The 18,538-nt window shown below is 61.7% G+C and carries 17 protein-coding genes; 5 read left to right on the top strand and 12 right to left on the bottom strand.

The window, feature by feature from the left end; genetic code table 11:
- Both NKJ80_RS29305 and NKJ80_RS29300 read right to left on the bottom strand, forming a co-directional pair.
- A partial coding sequence (locus NKJ80_RS29305) for a potassium transporter Kup (protein ID WP_352498829.1) occupies positions 1-1,526 on the bottom strand: 1,526 nt, incomplete at its 3' end.
- A gap of 77 nt (positions 1,527-1,603) precedes the next feature.
- On the bottom strand, positions 1,604-2,344 hold the full coding sequence (locus NKJ80_RS29300) for a pyridoxine 5'-phosphate synthase (protein ID WP_023702989.1): 741 nt from the start codon (positions 2,342-2,344) through the stop codon (positions 1,604-1,606).
- Positions 2,345-2,456: 112 nt separating this feature from the next.
- Here NKJ80_RS29300 and NKJ80_RS29295 point away from each other — a divergent pair, with 112 nt between their 5' ends.
- Positions 2,457-2,876, top strand: a complete 420-nt coding sequence (locus NKJ80_RS29295) for a SpoIIAA family protein (protein ID WP_023682069.1) — start codon at positions 2,457-2,459, stop codon at positions 2,874-2,876.
- Positions 2,877-2,895: 19 nt separating this feature from the next.
- Here NKJ80_RS29295 and NKJ80_RS29290 read toward each other — a convergent pair whose 3' ends face one another.
- The gene (locus tag NKJ80_RS29290) at positions 2,896-4,023 is read right to left on the bottom strand and encodes an ATP-dependent DNA helicase (protein ID WP_023668361.1); all 1,128 of its coding nucleotides are present in this window, start codon (positions 4,021-4,023) and stop codon (positions 2,896-2,898) included.
- A gap of 242 nt (positions 4,024-4,265) precedes the next feature.
- Here NKJ80_RS29290 and NKJ80_RS29285 point away from each other — a divergent pair, with 242 nt between their 5' ends.
- Positions 4,266-4,568 carry a hypothetical protein gene (locus NKJ80_RS29285; RefSeq protein WP_023829268.1) on the top strand — a complete coding sequence of 101 codons (303 nt, stop codon included), beginning with the start codon at positions 4,266-4,268 and terminating at the stop codon, positions 4,566-4,568.
- 41 nt (positions 4,569-4,609) lie between these two features.
- Here the strand turns inward: NKJ80_RS29285 and NKJ80_RS29280 are convergent, their stop codons facing one another.
- The 9 genes from NKJ80_RS29280 to NKJ80_RS29240 all read right to left on the bottom strand — a co-directional run bounded on the left by NKJ80_RS29280 (position 4,610) and on the right by NKJ80_RS29240 (position 15,427).
- Complete coding sequence (locus tag NKJ80_RS29280) at positions 4,610-4,984, bottom strand: nitrile hydratase accessory protein (protein WP_023725319.1); 375 nt, start codon at positions 4,982-4,984, stop codon at positions 4,610-4,612.
- Entirely contained in the window at positions 4,971-5,630 is a 660-nt protein-coding gene (nthB, locus tag NKJ80_RS29275) for a nitrile hydratase subunit beta (protein ID WP_023682072.1), read from the bottom strand. Before nthB ends, NKJ80_RS29280 begins: the two co-directional genes overlap by 14 nt.
- Positions 5,627-6,250 carry a nitrile hydratase subunit alpha gene (gene nthA / locus NKJ80_RS29270; RefSeq protein ID WP_352498828.1) on the bottom strand — a complete coding sequence of 208 codons (624 nt, stop codon included), beginning with the start codon at positions 6,248-6,250 and terminating at the stop codon, positions 5,627-5,629. Before nthA ends, nthB begins: the two co-directional genes overlap by 4 nt.
- 64 nt (positions 6,251-6,314) lie before the next feature.
- Entirely contained in the window at positions 6,315-9,476 is a 3,162-nt protein-coding gene (locus NKJ80_RS29265; protein WP_352498827.1) for an efflux RND transporter permease subunit, read from the bottom strand.
- On the bottom strand, positions 9,473-10,762 hold the full coding sequence (locus NKJ80_RS29260; protein ID WP_023832899.1) for an efflux RND transporter periplasmic adaptor subunit: 1,290 nt from the start codon (positions 10,760-10,762) through the stop codon (positions 9,473-9,475). Before NKJ80_RS29260 ends, NKJ80_RS29265 begins: the two co-directional genes overlap by 4 nt.
- Before the next feature lie 224 nt (positions 10,763-10,986).
- Positions 10,987-11,583: a LysE family translocator gene (locus NKJ80_RS29255; protein WP_023688075.1), complete on the bottom strand. Its 597-nt coding sequence runs from the start codon at positions 11,581-11,583 to the stop codon at positions 10,987-10,989.
- Positions 11,584-11,682: 99 nt separating this feature from the next.
- Positions 11,683-12,255: an acetolactate synthase small subunit gene (ilvN, locus tag NKJ80_RS29250; RefSeq protein ID WP_023668352.1), complete on the bottom strand. Its 573-nt coding sequence runs from the start codon at positions 12,253-12,255 to the stop codon at positions 11,683-11,685.
- 81 nt (positions 12,256-12,336) lie between these two features.
- Positions 12,337-14,133, bottom strand: coding sequence for an acetolactate synthase 3 large subunit (locus NKJ80_RS29245; RefSeq protein ID WP_023668351.1), 1,797 nt, complete (start codon positions 14,131-14,133; stop codon positions 12,337-12,339).
- A 331-nt stretch (positions 14,134-14,464) separates the two neighbouring features.
- Positions 14,465-15,427 carry a DUF1236 domain-containing protein gene (locus NKJ80_RS29240; RefSeq protein WP_023668350.1) on the bottom strand — a complete coding sequence of 321 codons (963 nt, stop codon included), beginning with the start codon at positions 15,425-15,427 and terminating at the stop codon, positions 14,465-14,467.
- A 579-nt stretch (positions 15,428-16,006) separates the two neighbouring features.
- Here NKJ80_RS29240 and NKJ80_RS29235 point away from each other — a divergent pair.
- The 3 genes from NKJ80_RS29235 to NKJ80_RS29225 all read left to right on the top strand — a co-directional run bounded on the left by NKJ80_RS29235 (position 16,007) and on the right by NKJ80_RS29225 (position 18,508).
- Positions 16,007-16,309, top strand: a complete 303-nt coding sequence (locus NKJ80_RS29235; RefSeq protein WP_023731684.1) for a DUF1236 domain-containing protein — start codon at positions 16,007-16,009, stop codon at positions 16,307-16,309.
- A gap of 163 nt (positions 16,310-16,472) precedes the next feature.
- Entirely contained in the window at positions 16,473-17,864 is a 1,392-nt protein-coding gene (locus tag NKJ80_RS29230; RefSeq protein ID WP_023690914.1) for a sensor histidine kinase, read from the top strand.
- On the top strand, positions 17,861-18,508 hold the full coding sequence (locus NKJ80_RS29225) for a LuxR C-terminal-related transcriptional regulator (protein WP_023668347.1): 648 nt from the start codon (positions 17,861-17,863) through the stop codon (positions 18,506-18,508). Before NKJ80_RS29230 ends, NKJ80_RS29225 begins: the two co-directional genes overlap by 4 nt.
- Positions 18,509-18,538 lie beyond the last annotated feature (30 nt).

The following is an 18,538-nucleotide window of genomic DNA, read 5'->3' as shown; positions in this document are numbered from 1 at the left end:
CTGTGCATCAGCGCTGTCGGCGCGCTTTGCGGATCGCTGGTCAGGAACACGGCGGTGCCGGACACCAGCTGCGGCTTCTTCTTCAACAGATTGCCGGCGAGGAAATCGAGCGGGATTTCGTTGCGCCGGGTCTTGTCGAACAGATAGCGGCTGCCGCGTATCCAGGTGGTCATGATCAGCCCCATGAGGCAGGCAACGGATATTGACACCCATCCGCCTTCCACGATCTTGACGACATTCGCCAGGAAGAAACCCATGTCGATGGTGCCGAACAGCAGCGCCAATGCCAGGGCGAGCCCAAGCTGCCATTTCCACAAATTGCGCATGACAACGAACAGCAGAATGGTTGTCATCAGCATCTCGCCGGTCACCGAAATTCCGTAAGCGGAAGCCAGCGAACTCGAGCTGCCGAAGCCGACAACCAGCAGCATCACTCCCATGGCGATGAGCAGGTTGACGCGCGGCATATAAATCTGGCCGCTCTGCATTTCGGACGTGTGCTGCACCTCGATGCGGGGCAGCAGGTTGAGTTGCACTGCCTGACGTGCCAGCGAAAAAGCACCCGAGATCACCGCCTGACTGGCGATCACGGTGGCGGCCGTTGCCAAGCCGACCATTGGCATCAGCGCCCAATCCGGCAACATCTCGAAGAATGGATTGGTCGGCCTGCCGCCATTCGCCAATACAAAGGCGCCCTGGCCGAAGTAGTTGAGCAGCAGGCAAGGAAACACCACGGAAAACCACGCGAGCACGATCGGCTTGCGCCCGAAATGTCCAAGGTCGACATAAAGCGCCTCGGCCCCCGTTACCGCCAGGAACACTGCACCAACGGTCACGAAAGCGGCGGTCGGCGTGCCGGCTAAGTAGGCGATCGCATAATACGGGTTGATCGCCAACAGCACCGAAGGATCATCCATCAGGTGGTAGAGCCCGGAAACGCCGATGGCCAGGAACCATAGCGCCGTCACCGGCCCGAATACTGCCGCCACCTTCCCCGTGCCGAAGCGCTGCACGGAGAACAGAAATGCCAGGATGACCAAGGTGATCGGAACGACATAGGCCTCCAGCGTCGGTGTCACCACTTCCAGGCCCTCAACCGCCGACAGCACGGAAATGGCCGGAGTTATGATAGCGTCTCCGAAAAAAAGCGACGCCCCGCAAAGTCCGATGCCGAGGATAAGCTTGGCGCCTTTTGGATAGGCGCTGCGCGCCAGCGCCATCAGGGACAGCGTGCCGCCCTCGCCCTTGTTGTCGGCGCGAAGCACGAAAGCGACGTATTTTATGGTGACGATAATCGTCAGCGCCCAGACGATCAGCGACAGCACGCCCAGGACATCTATGCGCGTGTCGGTACCAGGCGAAGCGTGAAGCGCCTCGCGGAAGGCATAGATCGGGCTGGTGCCGATATCGCCATAGACGACGCCAAGCGCGCCCAGCATCAGAACTTTGGTGCTGTGCTGTTCAGTGTGGGAGTGGTTCGGTTGTTCGACGGGTTCAGCCTCGCTACCGATGCTGGAAAGAGCCATCGACTACTCCCCGATCATCGTGCGGTGCGCCTTGCTTGCTGTCATGCGATATCACCTTCGACACGAGCCTTCCACCGCTACCAACCGCAAGCCTTCAGAAACCGCCCCACCGTGCCGGCCATGCCATACTCCAACGCATCGGCTGTCAACCCGTGTCCGATAGACACTTCGGCCAATGCCGGAATGCGCTTTGCCAATGCCGGAAGGTTGTTCACCACCAGATCGTGCCCGGCATTGACCTGGAGCCCGGCGGCGAGTGCGGCATCCGCGGTTTTTCCCAATCTTTCCAGCTCCTTCCGCGCCTTGGCGGAATCGGAATGGTAGCTGCCGTAGGGCCCGGTATAGAGCTCGATGCGGTCGGCGCCGGTGTCGCGCGCGGCATTGACGCCGGTGGGATCCGGATCGGAAAACAGCGACACGCGGAAGCCCCCTTTTTTCAGACGCTTGACGATCGGGTTAAGGAACGCCGCCTCGGCGGCAAAGTTCCAGCCATGGTCTGATGTCGCCTGCGCCGGATCGTCGGGCACCAGCGTCACCTGCTCCGGCTGGTGCCTTTCCACAAGCGCCAGAAAATCCTCGGTCGGGTAGCCCTCGATGTTGAACTCCGCCTTGGGAAACTCGTCGTCGATCAGCGCCCGGATCTCCGGCAGGTCGGAATGCCTGGTGTGGCGCTCGTCGGGCCGCGGATGAACCGTCAGCCCGTGCGCGCCGGCCGCCAGCGCCAGGCGGCCGAGCCCGGTGACGCTCGGCCACGGCAGGTCGCGGCGGTTGCGCAGCATGGCGATGGCGTTGAGATTGACCGAGAGTTTCGCGGGCATGGCGTGAGGTCCGGCTGTTTGTGCAGCGCATCTATACTGCCTTTGATGGGAACAGACAGGGGCTTTCGGGTGTTCCAGTGATGACATCTGCTCGCAAGGGGGAACCCAGCCAATGAATTTTCTCCAATCCGTGCCCGCGATCCGCCGCCTCGAAACCGACCGTGAGGACCTTTTCGCCATCGACGTCGTCGGCCATGTATCGGCCGCCGACGGCGAAAATCTGTTCGGATTGCTGGAGGCTGCCTACGCGCTGCACCCGAGGATCGATGTCTTGGTGCGGCTGGTTGATCATGAGGGCGTCGACTGGATCGATATGGACGACGAGACGCTGAAACAGGGCACGGTGCACGCCCTGGAGCATATCGCCCGGTGCGCGACGATCGGTGAGCCCGACTGGATAGCGGATGCGCGGAACTTCCTTCCGGCTTCGCCACCCATCGAGTTCAGGCACTTCGCGGCCGAGGATGAAGCGGATGCCTGGCAATGGCTGGGCGCGACGCCACTCAGCCCTGCTGCGCCGGCTGCTACCTGACGCCGCTATCTAACGCCAGCTATCTAACAATCGTCAGCCGCTCTGCCGCCCGCGTGATTGCAGTATAAAGCCAGCGCTGGCGGGTTTCCTTGAATGCCCAGCTCTCGTCGAATAGAACGACGTCGTTCCACTGCGAACCCTGCGCCTTGTGCACGGTCAGCGCGTAGCCATAGTCGAAATCGTCAAAGCGCTTCTTCTGCTGCCAGGGGATATCGGCGTCCGGATCCTCGAAAGCCGACTTGAGCAGCTTGATCTTGGCGACGCCGCGGTCGGGATCGTCCTCCTCGGGCGAGACCAGAAGGTTGATGCCCGGCTTCACCGTCTCGCGCGACGAGGTCATCACCTTCCACAGCGAACCGTTGAGCAGGCCCTTGGCGGGGTCGTTGCGCAGGCAGACCAGCTTGTCGCCGGCCTGCGGATAATCGGCATTGAAACCCTTCAGCTCGCGCAGGCGCTGATTGTAGCGGCGGCGTGTGCGGTTGGTGCCGACCAACACCTGGTCCGCCTTCAGCACCAGCTCCTGGGTGACGTCCTCCTTGCCGATGACCTGCGCGGTGCCGTAGTCGCCACGCATGAACTCGCGGCCCTCGCGCACGTCGAGCGCCAGCTGGATGATCGGATTGTCGCGCGCCTGGCGGTGGATTTCGGTCAAGAGCACATCCGGCTCATGCTCGGTGAAAAAGCCGCCGCCCGAGATCGGCGGTAGCTGCGCCGGATCGCCAAGCACCAGGATCGGCGTGCCAAAACTCAGAAGGTCGCGGCCAAGCTGCTCGTCGACCATCGAGCATTCGTCGATGACCACCAGCTTCGCCCGTGAAATAGGGCTTTGGCGATTGAGCGAGAAGGTCGGCGACATCGAGGTCTTGCCGGTCACCTCGTCCGACACCGATTCCTCGCCCTTCGGCCGGTAGATCAACGAATGGATGGTGCGGGCATTGACCGCGCCCTTGGAACGCAGCACCTGCGCCGCCTTGCCGGTGAAGGCGGCGAACTGCACCTGCCCGTCGACATGCTCGGCAAAATAGCGCGCCAGCGTGGTCTTGCCGGTGCCGGCATAGCCGAACAGCCGGAAGACCTGCGGCCGGCCCTCTTTCAGCCAGCGCGCCACCGCCTTCAACGCCTCATCCTGTTGGGGAGAGAATTCCATCGATTCGACAGACCGGATTCGCGAGAGAAAGACAAGCTTGGTGCCAACCACCGCTTAAAACGATGGGATTGCCTCACCTTCAACGGGACAAACTAGCAGGCGCAAATGCGAACGTAAAGTGAACATGCAAGCGGATAACGAACGATTTGAATTCAGGCATTTGAACCTAGATCGGGCAATGCCACTATCACGGACATGATCGAGATGCAGATCGGCGCAGACACCTATAAGCGAGGATATTGATGAGGTCGTTCGCAGACAGGCTGATCGGAAAGTCGATAAAGAAGATCGAAATCGGCGAACCTGGTTATGGCATCGTTGTCTCCTTGTCGGATGACGCAGGGTTCGCGATATATACCGAGGTCACGGCCTGTCTGGGTGACGAAAATGCCAGAACCATAGAACGTGTTACCATCAGCGACGAGCAAGTGATCCTCCACTTGGGTGACAACGACTTCGTCGCCATTTCCAAAAACCGTGGCCGCTTCGCCGTCGTTGAGGCGTTTGTCTATGGGGACGACGAAGGCATGGTCGTCGAAAATTAGTTGCATCGGCCGCCAGATTTCAAACACCAACCACAGGCGGACTATATGTTCGCGCCGCCGCCGCTACCTCTGGTCGGCCCGGGATCGTTCTCCAACAAAATCGGCTTGCCGTGCGGGGTTGCATGCGCGGCGCGTTCCCAGGCGGCGGCGAGCGTGTCGACGTCACTTTTTCCCGCGACGCCCTTGGCCGCCAGCAGCGTCTCCAGCGCAGCCAGCCAATGCTCGTAATAATCGTGGCCGTCGCTTGCGGCGCCCGGCTTCTTCACTTGCGCCGACAGCGCATCGGCCCATTCGCTCCACGAAAACAGGCCCTTGTCATGCAGCGCCACCGTCATGGCGAAGGCTTCGGCCTGCCAGGGTTCGGCGAATACCGGTTCGTCCAGACCCGCCGGCAATGCACCTTCAGGCCGGCTCAAGATAGCTCTCCCAGGCATCGATCGAGACGGTCAGCGTCGAGTCGGCGCCCTCGCCCCAGATTTCCGAGCCATCGAAGACCACGGTATAGACCCATTGCGGGTTTTCACCGTTGCCATGTGCGTTGCTGTCGGGGAACACAAAACCGTCACGCACGGCCTCGATAACTCCGTGCTTGCCGCGCGCATAACGCGGTAGCCTTGTGTGGCCGGTGGGATTGAAATTCTTTGTCCGCACCGGGTCGCCGGCCTTGAAGCGCGGCGCCGTCTCAACCGGCCGGTCGCAGGGACTGCCCTTGGCCAGTACCGCCGGCACGTTTTCGGCCTTCAACACCCTTTTGGGCGTCGCCGCCGGATCGACCGCCCGACCTTCCGTCAGATCGCGCTCGCTGACGAAGCCATGGCGCTTCAGCAGCACCTCGAGCGCTTTGATCCATATCTGGTAGTAGCTTGAGGAATAATAGACGGCCGGATGCAGCGATTCCCTGGCGTGCCGGCTCTCGTCGATGTTCCACGCGCCCATGGCGCCGGCAGTCAGCGTCACGCCGAGCGCCCGCCTCTCCCAATCCGCATGAAAATACGGTTCGTCCTTTTCGGGCGCGACCGGCCCGAAACCCATCTGCCCACCGAGATCCTGCGGCCCGTTCATGCCGGTACCTTCTTTGTCCCGGGTTCCTTGGCCACCGCCGTGCCGATCATCGCATCGCGGCTGACCAGTTCGGCGAGTTGGTCCTCACTCCAGCGTTCGGTACCGCCAGGCCGCATCGGCACCACGAGATAGCGCAGTTCGGCAGTCGAATCCCAGACGCGGATGTTTTTCTCCGCCGGCAAGGTCAGCCCGAACTCTTCGAGCACGCCGCGGGGATCGATCACCGCCCGCGAGCGATAGGGCGGCGCCTTGTACCAGACCGGCGGCAGCCCAAGCACCGACCACGGATAGCAGGAGCACAGCGTGCAGACGACGAGGTTGTGCGTCTCGTCCGTATTGAACACCGCCTGCATGTGCTCGCCCTGGCGGCCGCTATAGCTCAGCGACGCGATCGCTTCCGTCGCGTCGCGCTTCAGCCACTCGGCAAAGGCCGGATCGCTCCAGGCTTTCGCCACCACCCTGGCGCCGTTGCGCGGCCCGATCTTGGTCTCATAGGTGTCGACGATGACGTCGATTGCGGCCGGATCGATCAGGCCTTTTTCGGTGAGGATGGTCTCCAGCGCGCGCACGCGCGCCGCAAACGGGTCGAGCTCATTGTCGTGGTCATGATCATGGGACATGACCTCAGATTAGGATCGGCGGCACGCGGCCGCAAGCATGACAGCTTGGGCCACGGGCTATCGCCTATTCGGCGGCGGCCCTTTGCGGCTGGAGCCGATCCTCGGGACCGAACAGCGAGGCCTGCTCGCCGCTCTCGACCGCATGCAGCTCCGGCCTGTTCTTTTTCGAAGAGAAGAAGCTCACCAGCCAGCCGGAGAAATTCTCGAAATAGACATAGATGACAGGGGTGACGAACAGCGTCAGCGCCTGGGAAGCGAGCAGCCCGCCGACGACCGCGACACCGAGCGGCTGGCGCAGCTCAGCACTGGCGCCGGTGCCGAGCGCGATCGGGAACGTGCCCATCAGCGCCGCCAACGTCGTCATCATGATCGGCCTGAAACGCATCAGGCACGCCTTGTGTATGGACTCCTTGGCCGACATGCCTTCTCGTCGCAGCTCCAGCGCGACGTCGACCATCATGATGCCGTTCTTCTTGACGATGCCGATCAGCATCAGGATGCCGATCACCGCGATCACCGACAGGTCCATGCCGGCAAAGCGCAGCGCGACCACCGCGCCCAGCACCGCCGAAGGCAGGCCGGTCAGAATGGTCAGCGGATGGATAAAGCTCTCATAGAGGATGCCGAGTACGATATAGATGGTCAGAACGGCGCCGCCGATCAGCAGGCCCTGATTGGCCAGCGAATCCTGGAAGGTCTTGGCGGTGCCGGCAAAGCTGGTCGAAATCGCCGGCGGCATGCCGATCTGCTCCTTCAGCGCGGCGATGCGGGCCGTGCTGTCGCCCAGCGCCACGCCTTGCGGCAGGTTGTAGGAGATGGTCACCGCCGGCAGCTGGCCGAGCTGGTTGACCGTCAGCGCGCCGGCGGTGCGGTCGACGCGGGCAAAGGCGCCGAGCGGCACCAGGCTGCCGCTTGCCGTCCTGACCTGGATGGCCAGCATGCGCTCGGGCGACCATTCGATGTTGGGATCGAGCTCCATGATGACTTCGTAGCTGTCGGCCGAGCCGAAGATCGTCGAGACCTGCTCCGTGCCGAAGCCGCCATAGAGACTGGAGCGCAGCGTGTCGGTGTCGATGCCGAGCGAGGCCGCCTTGTCGCGATCGACCACCAGCGTCGCCTGCAATGAATTGTTCTGCAAATCGCTGGTGACGTCGGTGAAATTCGCATGATCGGCCGCCATCGCATCGTCGAGCTTTTGCGCCCATGTGTCGGTCAAGCCGGTATCGAGGCCCTGAACGACGAGCTGGTAGGCGCTGGCGGAAGAACGCGCGCCAAGCCGCAGGTTCTGCACCGGCTGCATATAGGCATCGATCCCCGGCACAGTGGCCAGTTGCCGCCGCAGATCCGACAGCACCTTGTCGATGTCGGGGCGCTGGCTCTTGTCCTTCAGCTGCACATAGAGCTGGCCCTGGTTCAGCGCATTGTTGCCGCCGCCGGCTGACCAGGCGACATGCGAGACATAGGGCGAATGCGAGAAGACACTTGCCGCCTGGTTCTGCAGCTTGACCATGGCGTCGTAGGAGATGTCCTGCCTGGCGATCGTCGTCACCGAGATCTGGCCGATATCCTCTTGCGGGAAAAAGCCTTTCGGCGAGACTTCGATCAGCCACACCGACCCTGCCGCCGTGCCGACAAAAACGAGGAACACCAGGAAAGTGTGGCGCAGGCAGAATGTCAGAAGCCGATCATAGCCGCGGGTGACGAAGTCCTGCTTGTGGCCGGGGGCGTGCTTGTCGCGATCGGCCTTGGTCACCGACAGCAGCCTTGAGCACAGCATCGGCGTCAGCGTCAGCGAGACGAACATCGAGGCAAGGATCGCGACCGTCACCACGACGGCGAATTCGTTGAAGATGCGGCCGATGACGCCGCCCATTAGAAGCACGGGGATGAACACCGCCACCAGCGAGATCGAGATCGAGATGATGGTGAAGCCGATTTCGCGCGCGCCCTTCAGCGAGGCATCGAAGGCCGAGAGACCGTCCTCCTCCATGTGGCGAAAGATGTTTTCCAGCATGACGATGGCGTCGTCGACGACGAGGCCGACTGCGAGCGTCAGTCCCATCAGCGAGATGTTGTCGATGGAGAAGCCGAACAGGAACATGGCGCCGAGCGTCGCGATCAACGAGATCGGCACCGCCACGGCCGGAATGATGGTTGCAGTCACCCGGCGCAGGAAGACGAAGATCACCATCACCACCAAAGCGATGGTCAGAAGCAGCGTGAACTGGACGTCGTCGACGGCCTGGCGGATCGAGGTCGAACGGTCGTTGAGCAGCTTGATGTCGGCGGCGGCCGGCATTTGGTCCTTGAACGACGGCAGCATCGCCTTGACCTTGTCAACGACGTCGACCGTGTTGGCGTCGGGCTGGCGCTGCACCGCCAGGATGATGGCGCGCGTGCCGTCATACCAGCTTGCAGTCGTCGTGGTCTCGACCGAGTCGATGACGCGCGTCACCTCGCCCAGCCGCACCGGATGGCCGTTCTTGGTGGCGATGATGAGGTTGGAGAACCCGGCGGCATCGGTGAGCTGCGTGTTGGCCGTGATGGTCAGCTGCTGCTTGTCGTTCTGCAAGACGCCGAGCGGCGTGTTGGAGTTGGCCGACGCGATTGCCGTCTGCAGCTGGTCGATCGAAATGCCGCGCGCCGCCAGCGCCGTCGGGTCGATCTGCACGCGCACCGCATATTTCTGCTGGCCGAAGATCGACACCTGCGCAACGCCGTCGATGGTCGACAGCGAGGGCGAGATGACGTTTTCGGCGAAGGCGTCGAGGTCGGTGAGCGGAACCGTGTCGCTGACCAGCGACATCAGAAGGATCGGCGCGTCGGCCGGATTGACCTTGCGATAGCTCGGCGGCGCTGTCATCTCGGGCGGCAGTTGCCGCTGCGTGCGTGCGATCGCCGCCTGCACGTCGGCGGCCGCCGCGTCGATATCCCGGTTGAGCACGAACTGGATGGCAATGGACGTGCGTCCCAGCGAATTGCTGGTCGAGATGGAATCGATGCCGGCAATGGTGGCGAACTGCTTGATCAGCGGCGTCGCCACCGAAGTGGCCATGGTTTCGGGTGACGCGCCGGCCAGGTTGGCCGAGACATTGACGACCGGGAATTCGGCGCTCGGCAGCGCCGCCACCGGCAGGAACTTGTAGGCAAACAGCCCGCCCAGCACGAGGGCGAACGACATCAGCAGCGTCGCGACAGGCCTTCTTATGCAGAATTCTGAGATCATTGGGCAGCTGCCTTGCCGGCCTCGGCGACCTTGGGAGCAGCTTGATCACCGCTGGCCGCCTTGCCTTCGTGAATGGCGGCGCCGTCCTTCAGCCTGGTCTGGCCCTCGACCACCACCTTCTCGCCTGATTTGACGCCCTCGCTGATGGCGCTGTTTTCGCCTTCGGTCAGCGCCACCTGCACCGGTCGCATCTCGACCGTGTTGTCGGGCTTGACGACATAGACGAACGGTCCCTTTTGGCTAGGCTGCACGGCCACGGTCGGGATGGATGTCATCTGCGGCATGATGCCGGCGTCGAGCACGACATTCACATATTGCCCGGGCCACAGCGAAAGATCGGCGTTGGGGATGCTCGCCCGTGTCGCGATGGTGCCGGAAGCGGTGTCGACGCTGGAATCGACGAAGTCGAGCGTGCCTCTGCCGATCGGCGTCGGGTCGCCGTCCTTGGTCAGCGTGACTGCCCCCTGCTGCGGGTTGGCCAGCGCCTTGTGCAGCAGCGCCAGGTTGCTCTCCGGCAGGTTGAAGTTGACTTGCAGCGGATCCATCTCGGTGATCGTCACCAGCGGCGTGGCCGTGCTCGAGTTGCCGTTGCTCAAGGTGACGAGGTCACCGACCGAAACGTTGACCGCCCCCAGCCGGCCGGCAATCGGCGCCTTGATGCTGGCAAAGCCGAGCTGGACATTGTCGGCGTCGATCGTCGCCTTGTCGGCATCGACCGTCGCCGCGGCAGCCTTTTGCGCCGCCACCGCCTGATCGTAGGTCTGCTGCGTGCCGGCCTGCTTGGCGACGAGATCCTTGGCGCGCTGGAGGTCGGAGCCCGAACTGGTCAGCAGGGCCTGGTCCTTGGCGAGCGTCGCCTGATCCTTGGCAAGCTGCGCCTTGAGCGCCCTGTCGTCGAGCGAGAACAGCAGGTCGCCGGCCTTCACCATCTGGCCGTCCTTGACGTCGATCGATACGATCTGGCTGGACACGCGGGCGTTGATGTTGACCACGGCCGGCGAAGACACGAAGCCGATGGCGTAACGGCGGATTGGAAAATCGGCCATTGTCGCAGTGGCCGAGACGATCGAGGCCGAACGGGCGGCATTACCGCCGGCGCCGGATTTGCCCCCAGCCTTGTCGGCCGAAGCCTTGTCCGATCCAGCCGGCTTGTCCGTTGCTGCCGCCTGCCTGGCGCCCGGCAGCATCTGCTGCAGACTGCTCATCGCCGCCGGCGAAAAATAGACCCATGCCGCGGCGACACAGGCCGCTGCCACCACCACCGCCAGAACGACTTTACCGCGCATCGACTAAAAGCCCTATGATCCGACACGCCGAACCCGGTGGTCTCATTCTACGCAATCACGGCGCCTTGCCGCGATCTCGCCGAAGTAGATAGGACGCACATTTGTCGGAAAAGGGCCAAAACACGGCATTACGAAGATTTAATGTGCACTGCACAATGACTATGCAGCCGGCTCAGCAGTCGGAAAACCAGCCAGGATGCGGTTGAGATCTCAGGCGGATGCGTCTATTTCAGCATCGGCCAGAGCGTCGCCGCCAAGAGCACGCCCATGGCGATGTTGAACCATTTCAGCCGCACCGGATCCGACAGGAACCCGCGCAGCGCTGTGCCGAAACCGGCCCACATCGAGACGCTCGGCAGGTTGACGACGGTGAAGGCGATCGCGATCAGCGCCACCGACAGGAACGGGTGGTCCGGATTGGAGTAGACGGCCATGGCGGTGATCGCCATCACCCAGGCTTTCGCATTGACCCACTGGAATGCGGCTGCCTCGATGAACCGCATCGGCCGTGCCTCCGTCTCACCCTTGCTGGACAGCGAGCGCGACATGGCGATCTTCCAGGCGAGATAGAGCAGATAGGCAGCGCCGGCGATCTTCAATCCGGTGTGCAAGGCCGGAAACGCCGTAAGCACCGCGCCCAGGCCAAAGCCGACAGCAAGCAACAGCACCAGGAAACCCATGCTGATGCCCAGCATATGCGGAATGGTTCTGACGAGGCCGAAATTCACGCCCGACGCCAAGAGCATGAGGTTGTTCGGCCCCGGCGTGATCGAGGTCACGAAGGCGTAGACCAAAAGTGCAAGGAAAGCGTCGAGGGTCATGACGGCTCACAAAGGTCAGCAATGCTGACTTAAATCGACAGGGCGCCGGACGCAACCTCATTCCATTGGTCCAAAGCGCCCCGCCGCGCGCATGAAGGCCTACATCCCTTGCGGGCCGCGATTCATCGCCGCCACGCCGGTGCGGCAGATCTCGACCAGGCCGAGCGGCTTCATGATGGCGATGAACTGGTCGAGTTTCGAGCCCTTGCCGGTAATCTCGAAGATGAAGTGCTCGGTGTTGGCGTCGATGACCGAAGCGCGAAAAGCGTCCGCCAGACGCAGCGCCTCGACGCGGGCTTCGCCGGTGCCGGCGACCTTGACCAGCGCCAACTCGCGTTCCAGCGGCCGCTCCTGGCCGAACTCGTGTGAGCGCACGGTGAGATCGACGACGCGATGCACCGGCACGATGCGTTCGAGCTGGTGCTTGATCTGCTCCAGCACATGCGGCGTGCCGCGCGTCACGATGGTGATGCGTGACAGGTGCTTCTCGTGTTCGGTCTCGGAGACGGTGAGGCTCTCGATGTTATAACCGCGGCCGGAAAACAGGCCGATGACCCGGGCAAGCACGCCGGGCTCATTGTCGACCAGAACGGAGAGCGTGTGGTTCTCCGGCTTTTCCGTTTCCTTGGCGATGAAATAGGCGGAGCCGGTCGGTTGAAGCTGTGCGTTCATGACATGAATCTCGATTTCAGACTTTGAGCTAATTCTCTGTTTGCGCACGGCTTCTCGCGACAGCCCTGCCCCGGCTTGGACCTAGACCAGTTCCCTGCCCTTGGCGTCGATGGCGTTGGCCACGGCTTCGTCGGTCGCCTCGTCGGGCAGGAGCATTTCATTATGCGCCTTGCCCGACGGGATCATCGGGAAGCAGTTGGCGAGCGTCGCCACCCGGCAATCGAACAGCACCGGCTTCTTCACCGCGATCATCTCCTTGATCGCATCGTCCAGCTCGTCCGGCTTCTCGCAGCGAATGCCATGGCCGCCATATGCGTCGGCCAGCTTGACGAAGTCGGGCATCGCTTCGGTGTAGGAATGCGACAGACGGTTGCCGTGCAGCAGCTGCTGCCACTGGCGCACCATTCCCATATACTGGTTGTTGAGGATGAAGATCTTGATCGGCGCATTGTGCTGCACCGCCGCGCTCATCTCCTGCATCGTCATCTGCACCGAGGCATCGCCTGCGATGTCGATGACCAGCGCATCCGGGTGCGCGATCTGCACGCCGAGCGCCGCCGGCAGACCGTAGCCCATCGTGCCCAACCCGCCCGACGTCATCCAGCGGTTCGGCTTCTCGAAATGATAGTGCTGCGCCGCCCACATCTGGTGCTGGCCGACCTCGGTGGTGATGTAGGTGTCCATGTCCTTGGTCAGTTCGTAGAGCCGCTGGATGGCATATTGCGGCATGATCACATCGTGGTTCATCTTGAACGCGAGCGAGTCACGCGCGCGCCATTTGGCGATCTGCTCCCACCAGGGATGGAGCGCCTTCTTGTCGGCCTTGGCGCTCGCCCGCCACAGCCGCACCATGTCCTCCAGCACCCGGCCGACATCGCCGATGATGGGCACTTCCGTGTGCACGTTCTTGTTGATCGACGATGGATCGATGTCGATGTGGATCTTCTTCGAGTTGGGCGAGAAGGCGGTCAGCCGTCCGGTGATGCGGTCGTCGAAGCGCGCGCCGATGCAGATCATCACGTCGCAATCATGCATCGCCATATTGGCTTCATAAGTGCCGTGCATGCCCAGCATGCCCATCCAGTTCTTGCCCGATGCCGGATACGCGCCGAGGCCCATCAGCGTCGAGGTGATCGGGAAGCCGGTGAGGTCGACCAGTTCGCGCAGAAGATGGCTGGCCTCCGGACCGGAGTTGATGACGCCGCCGCCCGAATAGATGATCGGCTTCTTGGCGCTGGCCATCAGTTCGACGGCGGCCTTGATCTTTTCCAGGTCGCCCTGGACCTTCGGCTGGTAGCTGGTGCGCGGCGCCGCCTGCGGCGGCACATAGATGCCTTTGGCGAACTGCACATCCTTCGGAATGTCGACCACCACCGGGCCGGGGCGGCCGGTCGTCGCGACATGGAAGGCCTCATGGATGGTGGCGGCCAATTCGTTGACGTCCTTCACCAGCCAGTTGTGCTTGGTGCAGGGGCGCGTGATGCCGACCGTGTCGCACTCCTGGAACGCGTCGGAGCCGATCAGCGAAGTCGGCACCTGCCCGGTCAGGCAGACCAGCGGGATCGAATCCATCAGCGCATCCTGCAGCGGCGTCACCGCATTGGTGGCGCCCGGGCCGGAGGTCACCAGCATGACGCCGGCCTTGCCGGTCGAGCGGGCATAGCCTTCGGCCGCATGCCCTGCGCCTTGCTCGTGGCGGACGAGGATGTGCTCGACCTCGTCCTGCTGGAAGATTTCGTCATAGATCGGAAGCACCGCGCCGCCGGGATAGCCGAAGACATGCTTGACGCCATTGTCCTTCAGCGCCTGCACCACCATTTCGGCGCCAGTCATTTCCCTGTTTGGCATTTCGCGCCGTTCGTTCTGTCCGTTGCTCATCGGTCTGGTCCCGTAATTCTAGCCATGAGGCGATTGCTGGTCGTTTAGTCGTGTTTCGGGCAATAAAAAAGGCCCCCGATGGGAGCCTGTGTGTTGCGCATGGGAGGTTTTCGCCCGGCGGTTACACCGCCTTGCCCACGCGCTTTCCTACGAGAATGAGTGCCTTTTTCATCGTGGCGGACACTACGAGGGTGAAAGGCAAGGTGTCAACGGGAAAAACGCGCGATGCGAAAGACAAAGCAAGTGGCCCGCCGCCTCTGGTCGGCGGGCCACCGCGGCGCATACGATACCCCTCAATCGCACCGCGCCGGGAACAAGAGCCACTGCCGTGTCACGTCAGGATCAGCACGATCTTGTACGTATCCGGGTCGACGATGACGATGCGCCCGTCGGCCAGCACGAAGTACTCATAGGATTCGTAAGCCGGGACGATCTTGACAATGCGCGCCGGCAGACGGTGCAGGCGCACTTTGTGCCGCGGCACCTCGATGCCGACCGAAATGTCGAAGTCGACGTTCTTCACCGGCTCAACCCTGGTCTCGTGGATGATCTGCGTGACCTGCGTCTTCTGCTCGACTGTCACGTTGTTGATCGAGGCCGTATTGCCCTGGTCGGTCTGGACGTTTGTGTTGCCCTGAGCGTTCTGCTCGGTGGTGGTCCCGGCCTTGCCCTGGGCCTGCTGGTCCGTGCTGGTGCCGGTCTGGCCCTGAGCGTTCTGCTCGGTGCTGGTCCCGGCTTTGCCCTGAGCCTGCTTCTCGGTGCTGGTGCCGGTCTGGCCCTGAGCGTTCTGCTCGGTGCTGGTCCCGGCCTTGCCTTGGGCCTGTTCATCCGTCTTGAGCTTGGCCTTGCCCTGAGCCTGCTTCTCGGTGCTGGTGCCGGTCTGGCCCTGAGCATTCTGCTCGGTGCTGGTCCCGGCCTTGCCCTGGGCCTGTTCATCCGTCTTGAGCTTGGCCTTGCCCTGAGCCTGCTGATCGGTCGTGGCGCCGGCCTGACCCTGAGCATTCTGCTCGGTACTGGTCCCGGCCTTGCCCTGTGCCTGTTCATCCGTCTTGAGCTTGGCTTTGCCCTGAGCCTGCTGATCGGTCGTGGCGCCAGCCTGGCCCTGTGCATTCTGATCGGTCTGTGACTTCATCTTGCCTTGCGCCTGTTCGCCGGCCTTGCCGCCCTTCTGGCAATCGGCCGCGCCAGCGGCGCAGTTGTCGCCGCCGCTCGGCTGCACAGCCTGGGTCTGGGCGATCGCGGCGCCGCACCCGACGCCAAGCGCAATCATGCTCGTGATCAACACATGTTTCATCTGCTTTCTCCTTAAAGAGTCGGTCCCTCAGCCTAGCCAACTCTGTCAAAAATACTTTGTTCCGCATTTTGCGAATAAAATCGGGCTTCTAAGAAGACCAATAAATGTAGGCAGTAGTTTTGCCAACAATCAGCTACAAATTGCATCAAAAAATTAATGCAACGCAAGATTTTTGCTTTTTTCTGAGCTTGTGATCCCATAGCGATGACACCAGCCTCACAAGCTTAGAAGTACTCCCGTCGTCATGACCAGGATGGCTACCCCGAAAACAGGCAAGAGCAACCATCGTGCCTGATGGACGCTGTTGTCCATTAACGCCTCCCACAAGTGCTGATCTCAACGATGCCGAGAACCCTGTGTTCCGCCCTGAGGAGGCTCTAGGACCTCTACAGCCTGGCACCAGACTTTGGTCCCTCTCCCTATAGTCCATTGGCCCGATGACGCCCGGACCGAAGCCCCACGCGGGAACGCAGCCGCGAAAAGCCCGTTCGGCTTGCGGTGTGCATCAACCTCACCAACAACCACCGTATCGGAATCGAGCTCGCGCAAGATGCATGAGCGTTGATGAAGGAGAGAATCATGACGACCATGTACCAGTCGACCGCAATTGCCGGATTCTTGCTGCTCGCGAGCGCGGGCGTAGTTGCCGCTCAAGACGTCATCATCGCGCCGGAGCAGGAAACGGTTGTGCGCGAATACGTGAAAAAGCAGCCCCTTGCGTCGGTGAAGATTCCAGGTGTCGAATTGAACGTGGGGACCGCCATTCCCGACACGGTGGAACTGCATGAAGTGCCGAGCGTCAAGTATCGCTACGTTGTGGTCGACGGGCGAACCGTGCTGGTCGACCCCGGCACGCGGAAGATCGTCAAGATCATACAGTAACGCTGATCCCACCGCCGTTCCCCGCGGGTGGCGGTGGGATCATGCCCTGAAATTGCGGTTTCCCCGGCAATTCAACCTAGCGCTTGCTCGCACCATCGACCGTTCTAGATGTAGGATGGCTTAGGCATTTTGGCGCGGCCAAAGTCGCGGGGTCGGTTGAGACGTGCGCTACATTGATAGTCTCTATCAAAACTGGAACAGGCTATCGTTGGCTTGGCAGTTCATCATAGTCGGAAGCATTGGGCTGCTGTCGCTGATGCTGGTCGTCGGCCTATGGGTCACCTCGCAAATACGAGATGGAGTGATCCGCAACTCTGCAAGCACGACCGCGCTTTACGTCGACAGTGTCATCGCGCCAATCCTGCCGGATATGCGCAAAAGCCAGCAGCTCAGCGACACCGTTAAACGGGCGCTCGATGAAACCCTGGACCAGGGTGCTCTCGGCAAAAAACTGGCGTCGTTCGTGCTTTGGCGGCGTGATGGCAAGGTGCTGTACGCCAAAGACGCGGCTCTTATCGGCCAGACCTTCGAGCCAAATGCGAACTTGCTGCATGCGTTCGGTGGAAACGTGGTGGCGCAATTCAATGATCTGGACGAAAATGAAAGGAAGGAACGGAAGAGCCCCACCGCCTCGCTGCTCGAGATCTACAATCCGGTTCGAGAGCCGTGGTCGGGCGATGTTGTGGCCGTTTCCGAGTTCTACGAGATAGCCGACGATCTTCAGGGCACTTTAAACTCGGCACTATGGTCGAGCTGGCTGCTCGTGGCTGGCGCGACCGCGGTCGCCTTGGCGATGCTCTCGGGAATCGTGCTTCGCGGCAGCAGCACTATCGAAACGCAGCGTTCAGCGCTTGAGACACAAGTGGCCGAACTTCAGTTGCTTTTGGAGCAGAATTCCGCTTTGCGGGAGCGCGTCCAGCAGGCGTCGCGCCGCGCAACGGCAATCAACGAGCGTTACTTGCGTCGCATCGGGTCTGATTTGCATGACGGTCCAGCTCAGCTGGTCGCACTGGCTGCGCTGCGCATGGACAGCCCTCTGCTGCTCGATCCCGCCGCATCCCCAAGCCACCGGAAGACCGAGATCGCCGATATCCATCATACGTTGGACGAGGCGATGCGGGAGATCCGCGCCATCTGCACCGGCCTCGTGCTGCCACAGATCGAAGCTTCGACAGTCGCGGAGATATTGCGGCTTGCGGTTGCCGAACATGAACGCCGGACGGCCTCCTCCGTATCGCTTTCACTGCCATCTCGCCTGCCCGACCTGGGGACGTCCGAGAAAATAAGCATCTTTCGCTTCGCGCAGGAGGGGCTGAACAATGCCTGGCGACACGGTCTGGGCAAGGGGCAGGCTGTCAAGGCGAGAGTGACGCAGGGCAAGCTCCTCATTCAAGTGCTTGATCACGGCCCTGGATTCCAGTCGGGATCGTGTGAAGGACTTGGACTCGCCGGTATGAGGGAACGTATCGAAAGTATCGGAGGTCACTTCGAGACCTTTTCGAGCCCCAGGGGGACCCGGCTGACCATAACGCTCAACATCGAGGACCAGAAATGACCGCTCCCATAAGGATTGCCATTGTTGATGATCATCCGCTGTTTCGCGAGGGTGTGGCTCGCAGCCTCGCCGAAATCGGCGGCTTCGAAGTCGTTGGTGCGGGCGAAACCGCGACGGATGCCGAACAGCTTGCGGCCTTGGCAAATCCCGACATATTGCTGCTAGACATCAGTTTGCCGGGAGGGGGTCTGGCGGCAGCGGAAAATATTCTTGCAACTCAGCCTGACTGCAAGATCGTCATGCTCACCGTCTCGGAGGCGAACGCCGATTTGGCAACGGCGCTCAGGCTGGGCGTACGCGGATATGTGCTGAAAGGGATTGGGGCGGCATCGCTGGCCGAGGTGCTGACTTATATAGCCGCAGGAAAAAAATATGTTTCGCCGACCCTGTCAGCGCAGCTTTTGAATGAACTGATCCGGCCGGAAAAGCGCACAACCGATCTCGTTGCCAATCTCTCGGGACGCGAGCTTGGGATAATCTCCTTGGTAGGCGAAGGACTGAGCAATAAAGAAGTCGCCAAACGTCTCAACCTGCAGGAGAAAACGGTAAAACACCACATGACTCGGATATTTCAAAAGCTAAAGGTGCGAAACCGCACCGAAGCAGCCATTCTTATGCACGCGCCCAAAACGGGTCTTGTATAGGGAGATCGGGGCTTGTCTGAAGGTCGGATG

The sequence above is a fragment of the Mesorhizobium sp. M0030 genome (genome assembly GCF_040323695.1).
Lineage (GTDB): Bacteria > Pseudomonadota > Alphaproteobacteria > Rhizobiales > Rhizobiaceae > Mesorhizobium.
This window is presented reverse-complemented; position numbering and strand designations above follow the sequence as displayed.

Bases quoted from the DNA above. Each gene is read 5' to 3' on its own strand.
- NKJ80_RS29300 (WP_023702989.1), bottom strand. From the start codon at position 2,344: ATGCCCGCGAAACTCTCGGTCAATCTCAACGCCATCGCCATGCTGCGC.
- NKJ80_RS29295 (WP_023682069.1), top strand. From the start codon at position 2,457: ATGAATTTTCTCCAATCCGTGCCCGCGATCCGCCGCCTCGAAACCGAC.
- NKJ80_RS29290 (WP_023668361.1), bottom strand. From the start codon at position 4,023: ATGGAATTCTCTCCCCAACAGGATGAGGCGTTGAAGGCGGTGGCGCGC.
- NKJ80_RS29285 (WP_023829268.1), top strand. From the start codon at position 4,266: ATGAGGTCGTTCGCAGACAGGCTGATCGGAAAGTCGATAAAGAAGATC.
- nthB (WP_023682072.1), bottom strand. From the start codon at position 5,630: ATGAACGGGCCGCAGGATCTCGGTGGGCAGATGGGTTTCGGGCCGGTC.
- nthA (WP_352498828.1), bottom strand. From the start codon at position 6,250: ATGTCCCATGATCATGACCACGACAATGAGCTCGACCCGTTTGCGGCG.
- NKJ80_RS29265 (WP_352498827.1), bottom strand. From the start codon at position 9,476: ATGATCTCAGAATTCTGCATAAGAAGGCCTGTCGCGACGCTGCTGATG.
- NKJ80_RS29260 (WP_023832899.1), bottom strand. From the start codon at position 10,762: ATGCGCGGTAAAGTCGTTCTGGCGGTGGTGGTGGCAGCGGCCTGTGTC.
- NKJ80_RS29255 (WP_023688075.1), bottom strand. From the start codon at position 11,583: ATGACCCTCGACGCTTTCCTTGCACTTTTGGTCTACGCCTTCGTGACC.
- ilvN (WP_023668352.1), bottom strand. From the start codon at position 12,255: ATGAACGCACAGCTTCAACCGACCGGCTCCGCCTATTTCATCGCCAAG.
- NKJ80_RS29245 (WP_023668351.1), bottom strand. From the start codon at position 14,133: ATGAGCAACGGACAGAACGAACGGCGCGAAATGCCAAACAGGGAAATG.
- NKJ80_RS29240 (WP_023668350.1), bottom strand. From the start codon at position 15,427: ATGAAACATGTGTTGATCACGAGCATGATTGCGCTTGGCGTCGGGTGC.
- NKJ80_RS29235 (WP_023731684.1), top strand. From the start codon at position 16,007: ATGACGACCATGTACCAGTCGACCGCAATTGCCGGATTCTTGCTGCTC.
- NKJ80_RS29225 (WP_023668347.1), top strand. From the start codon at position 17,861: ATGACCGCTCCCATAAGGATTGCCATTGTTGATGATCATCCGCTGTTT.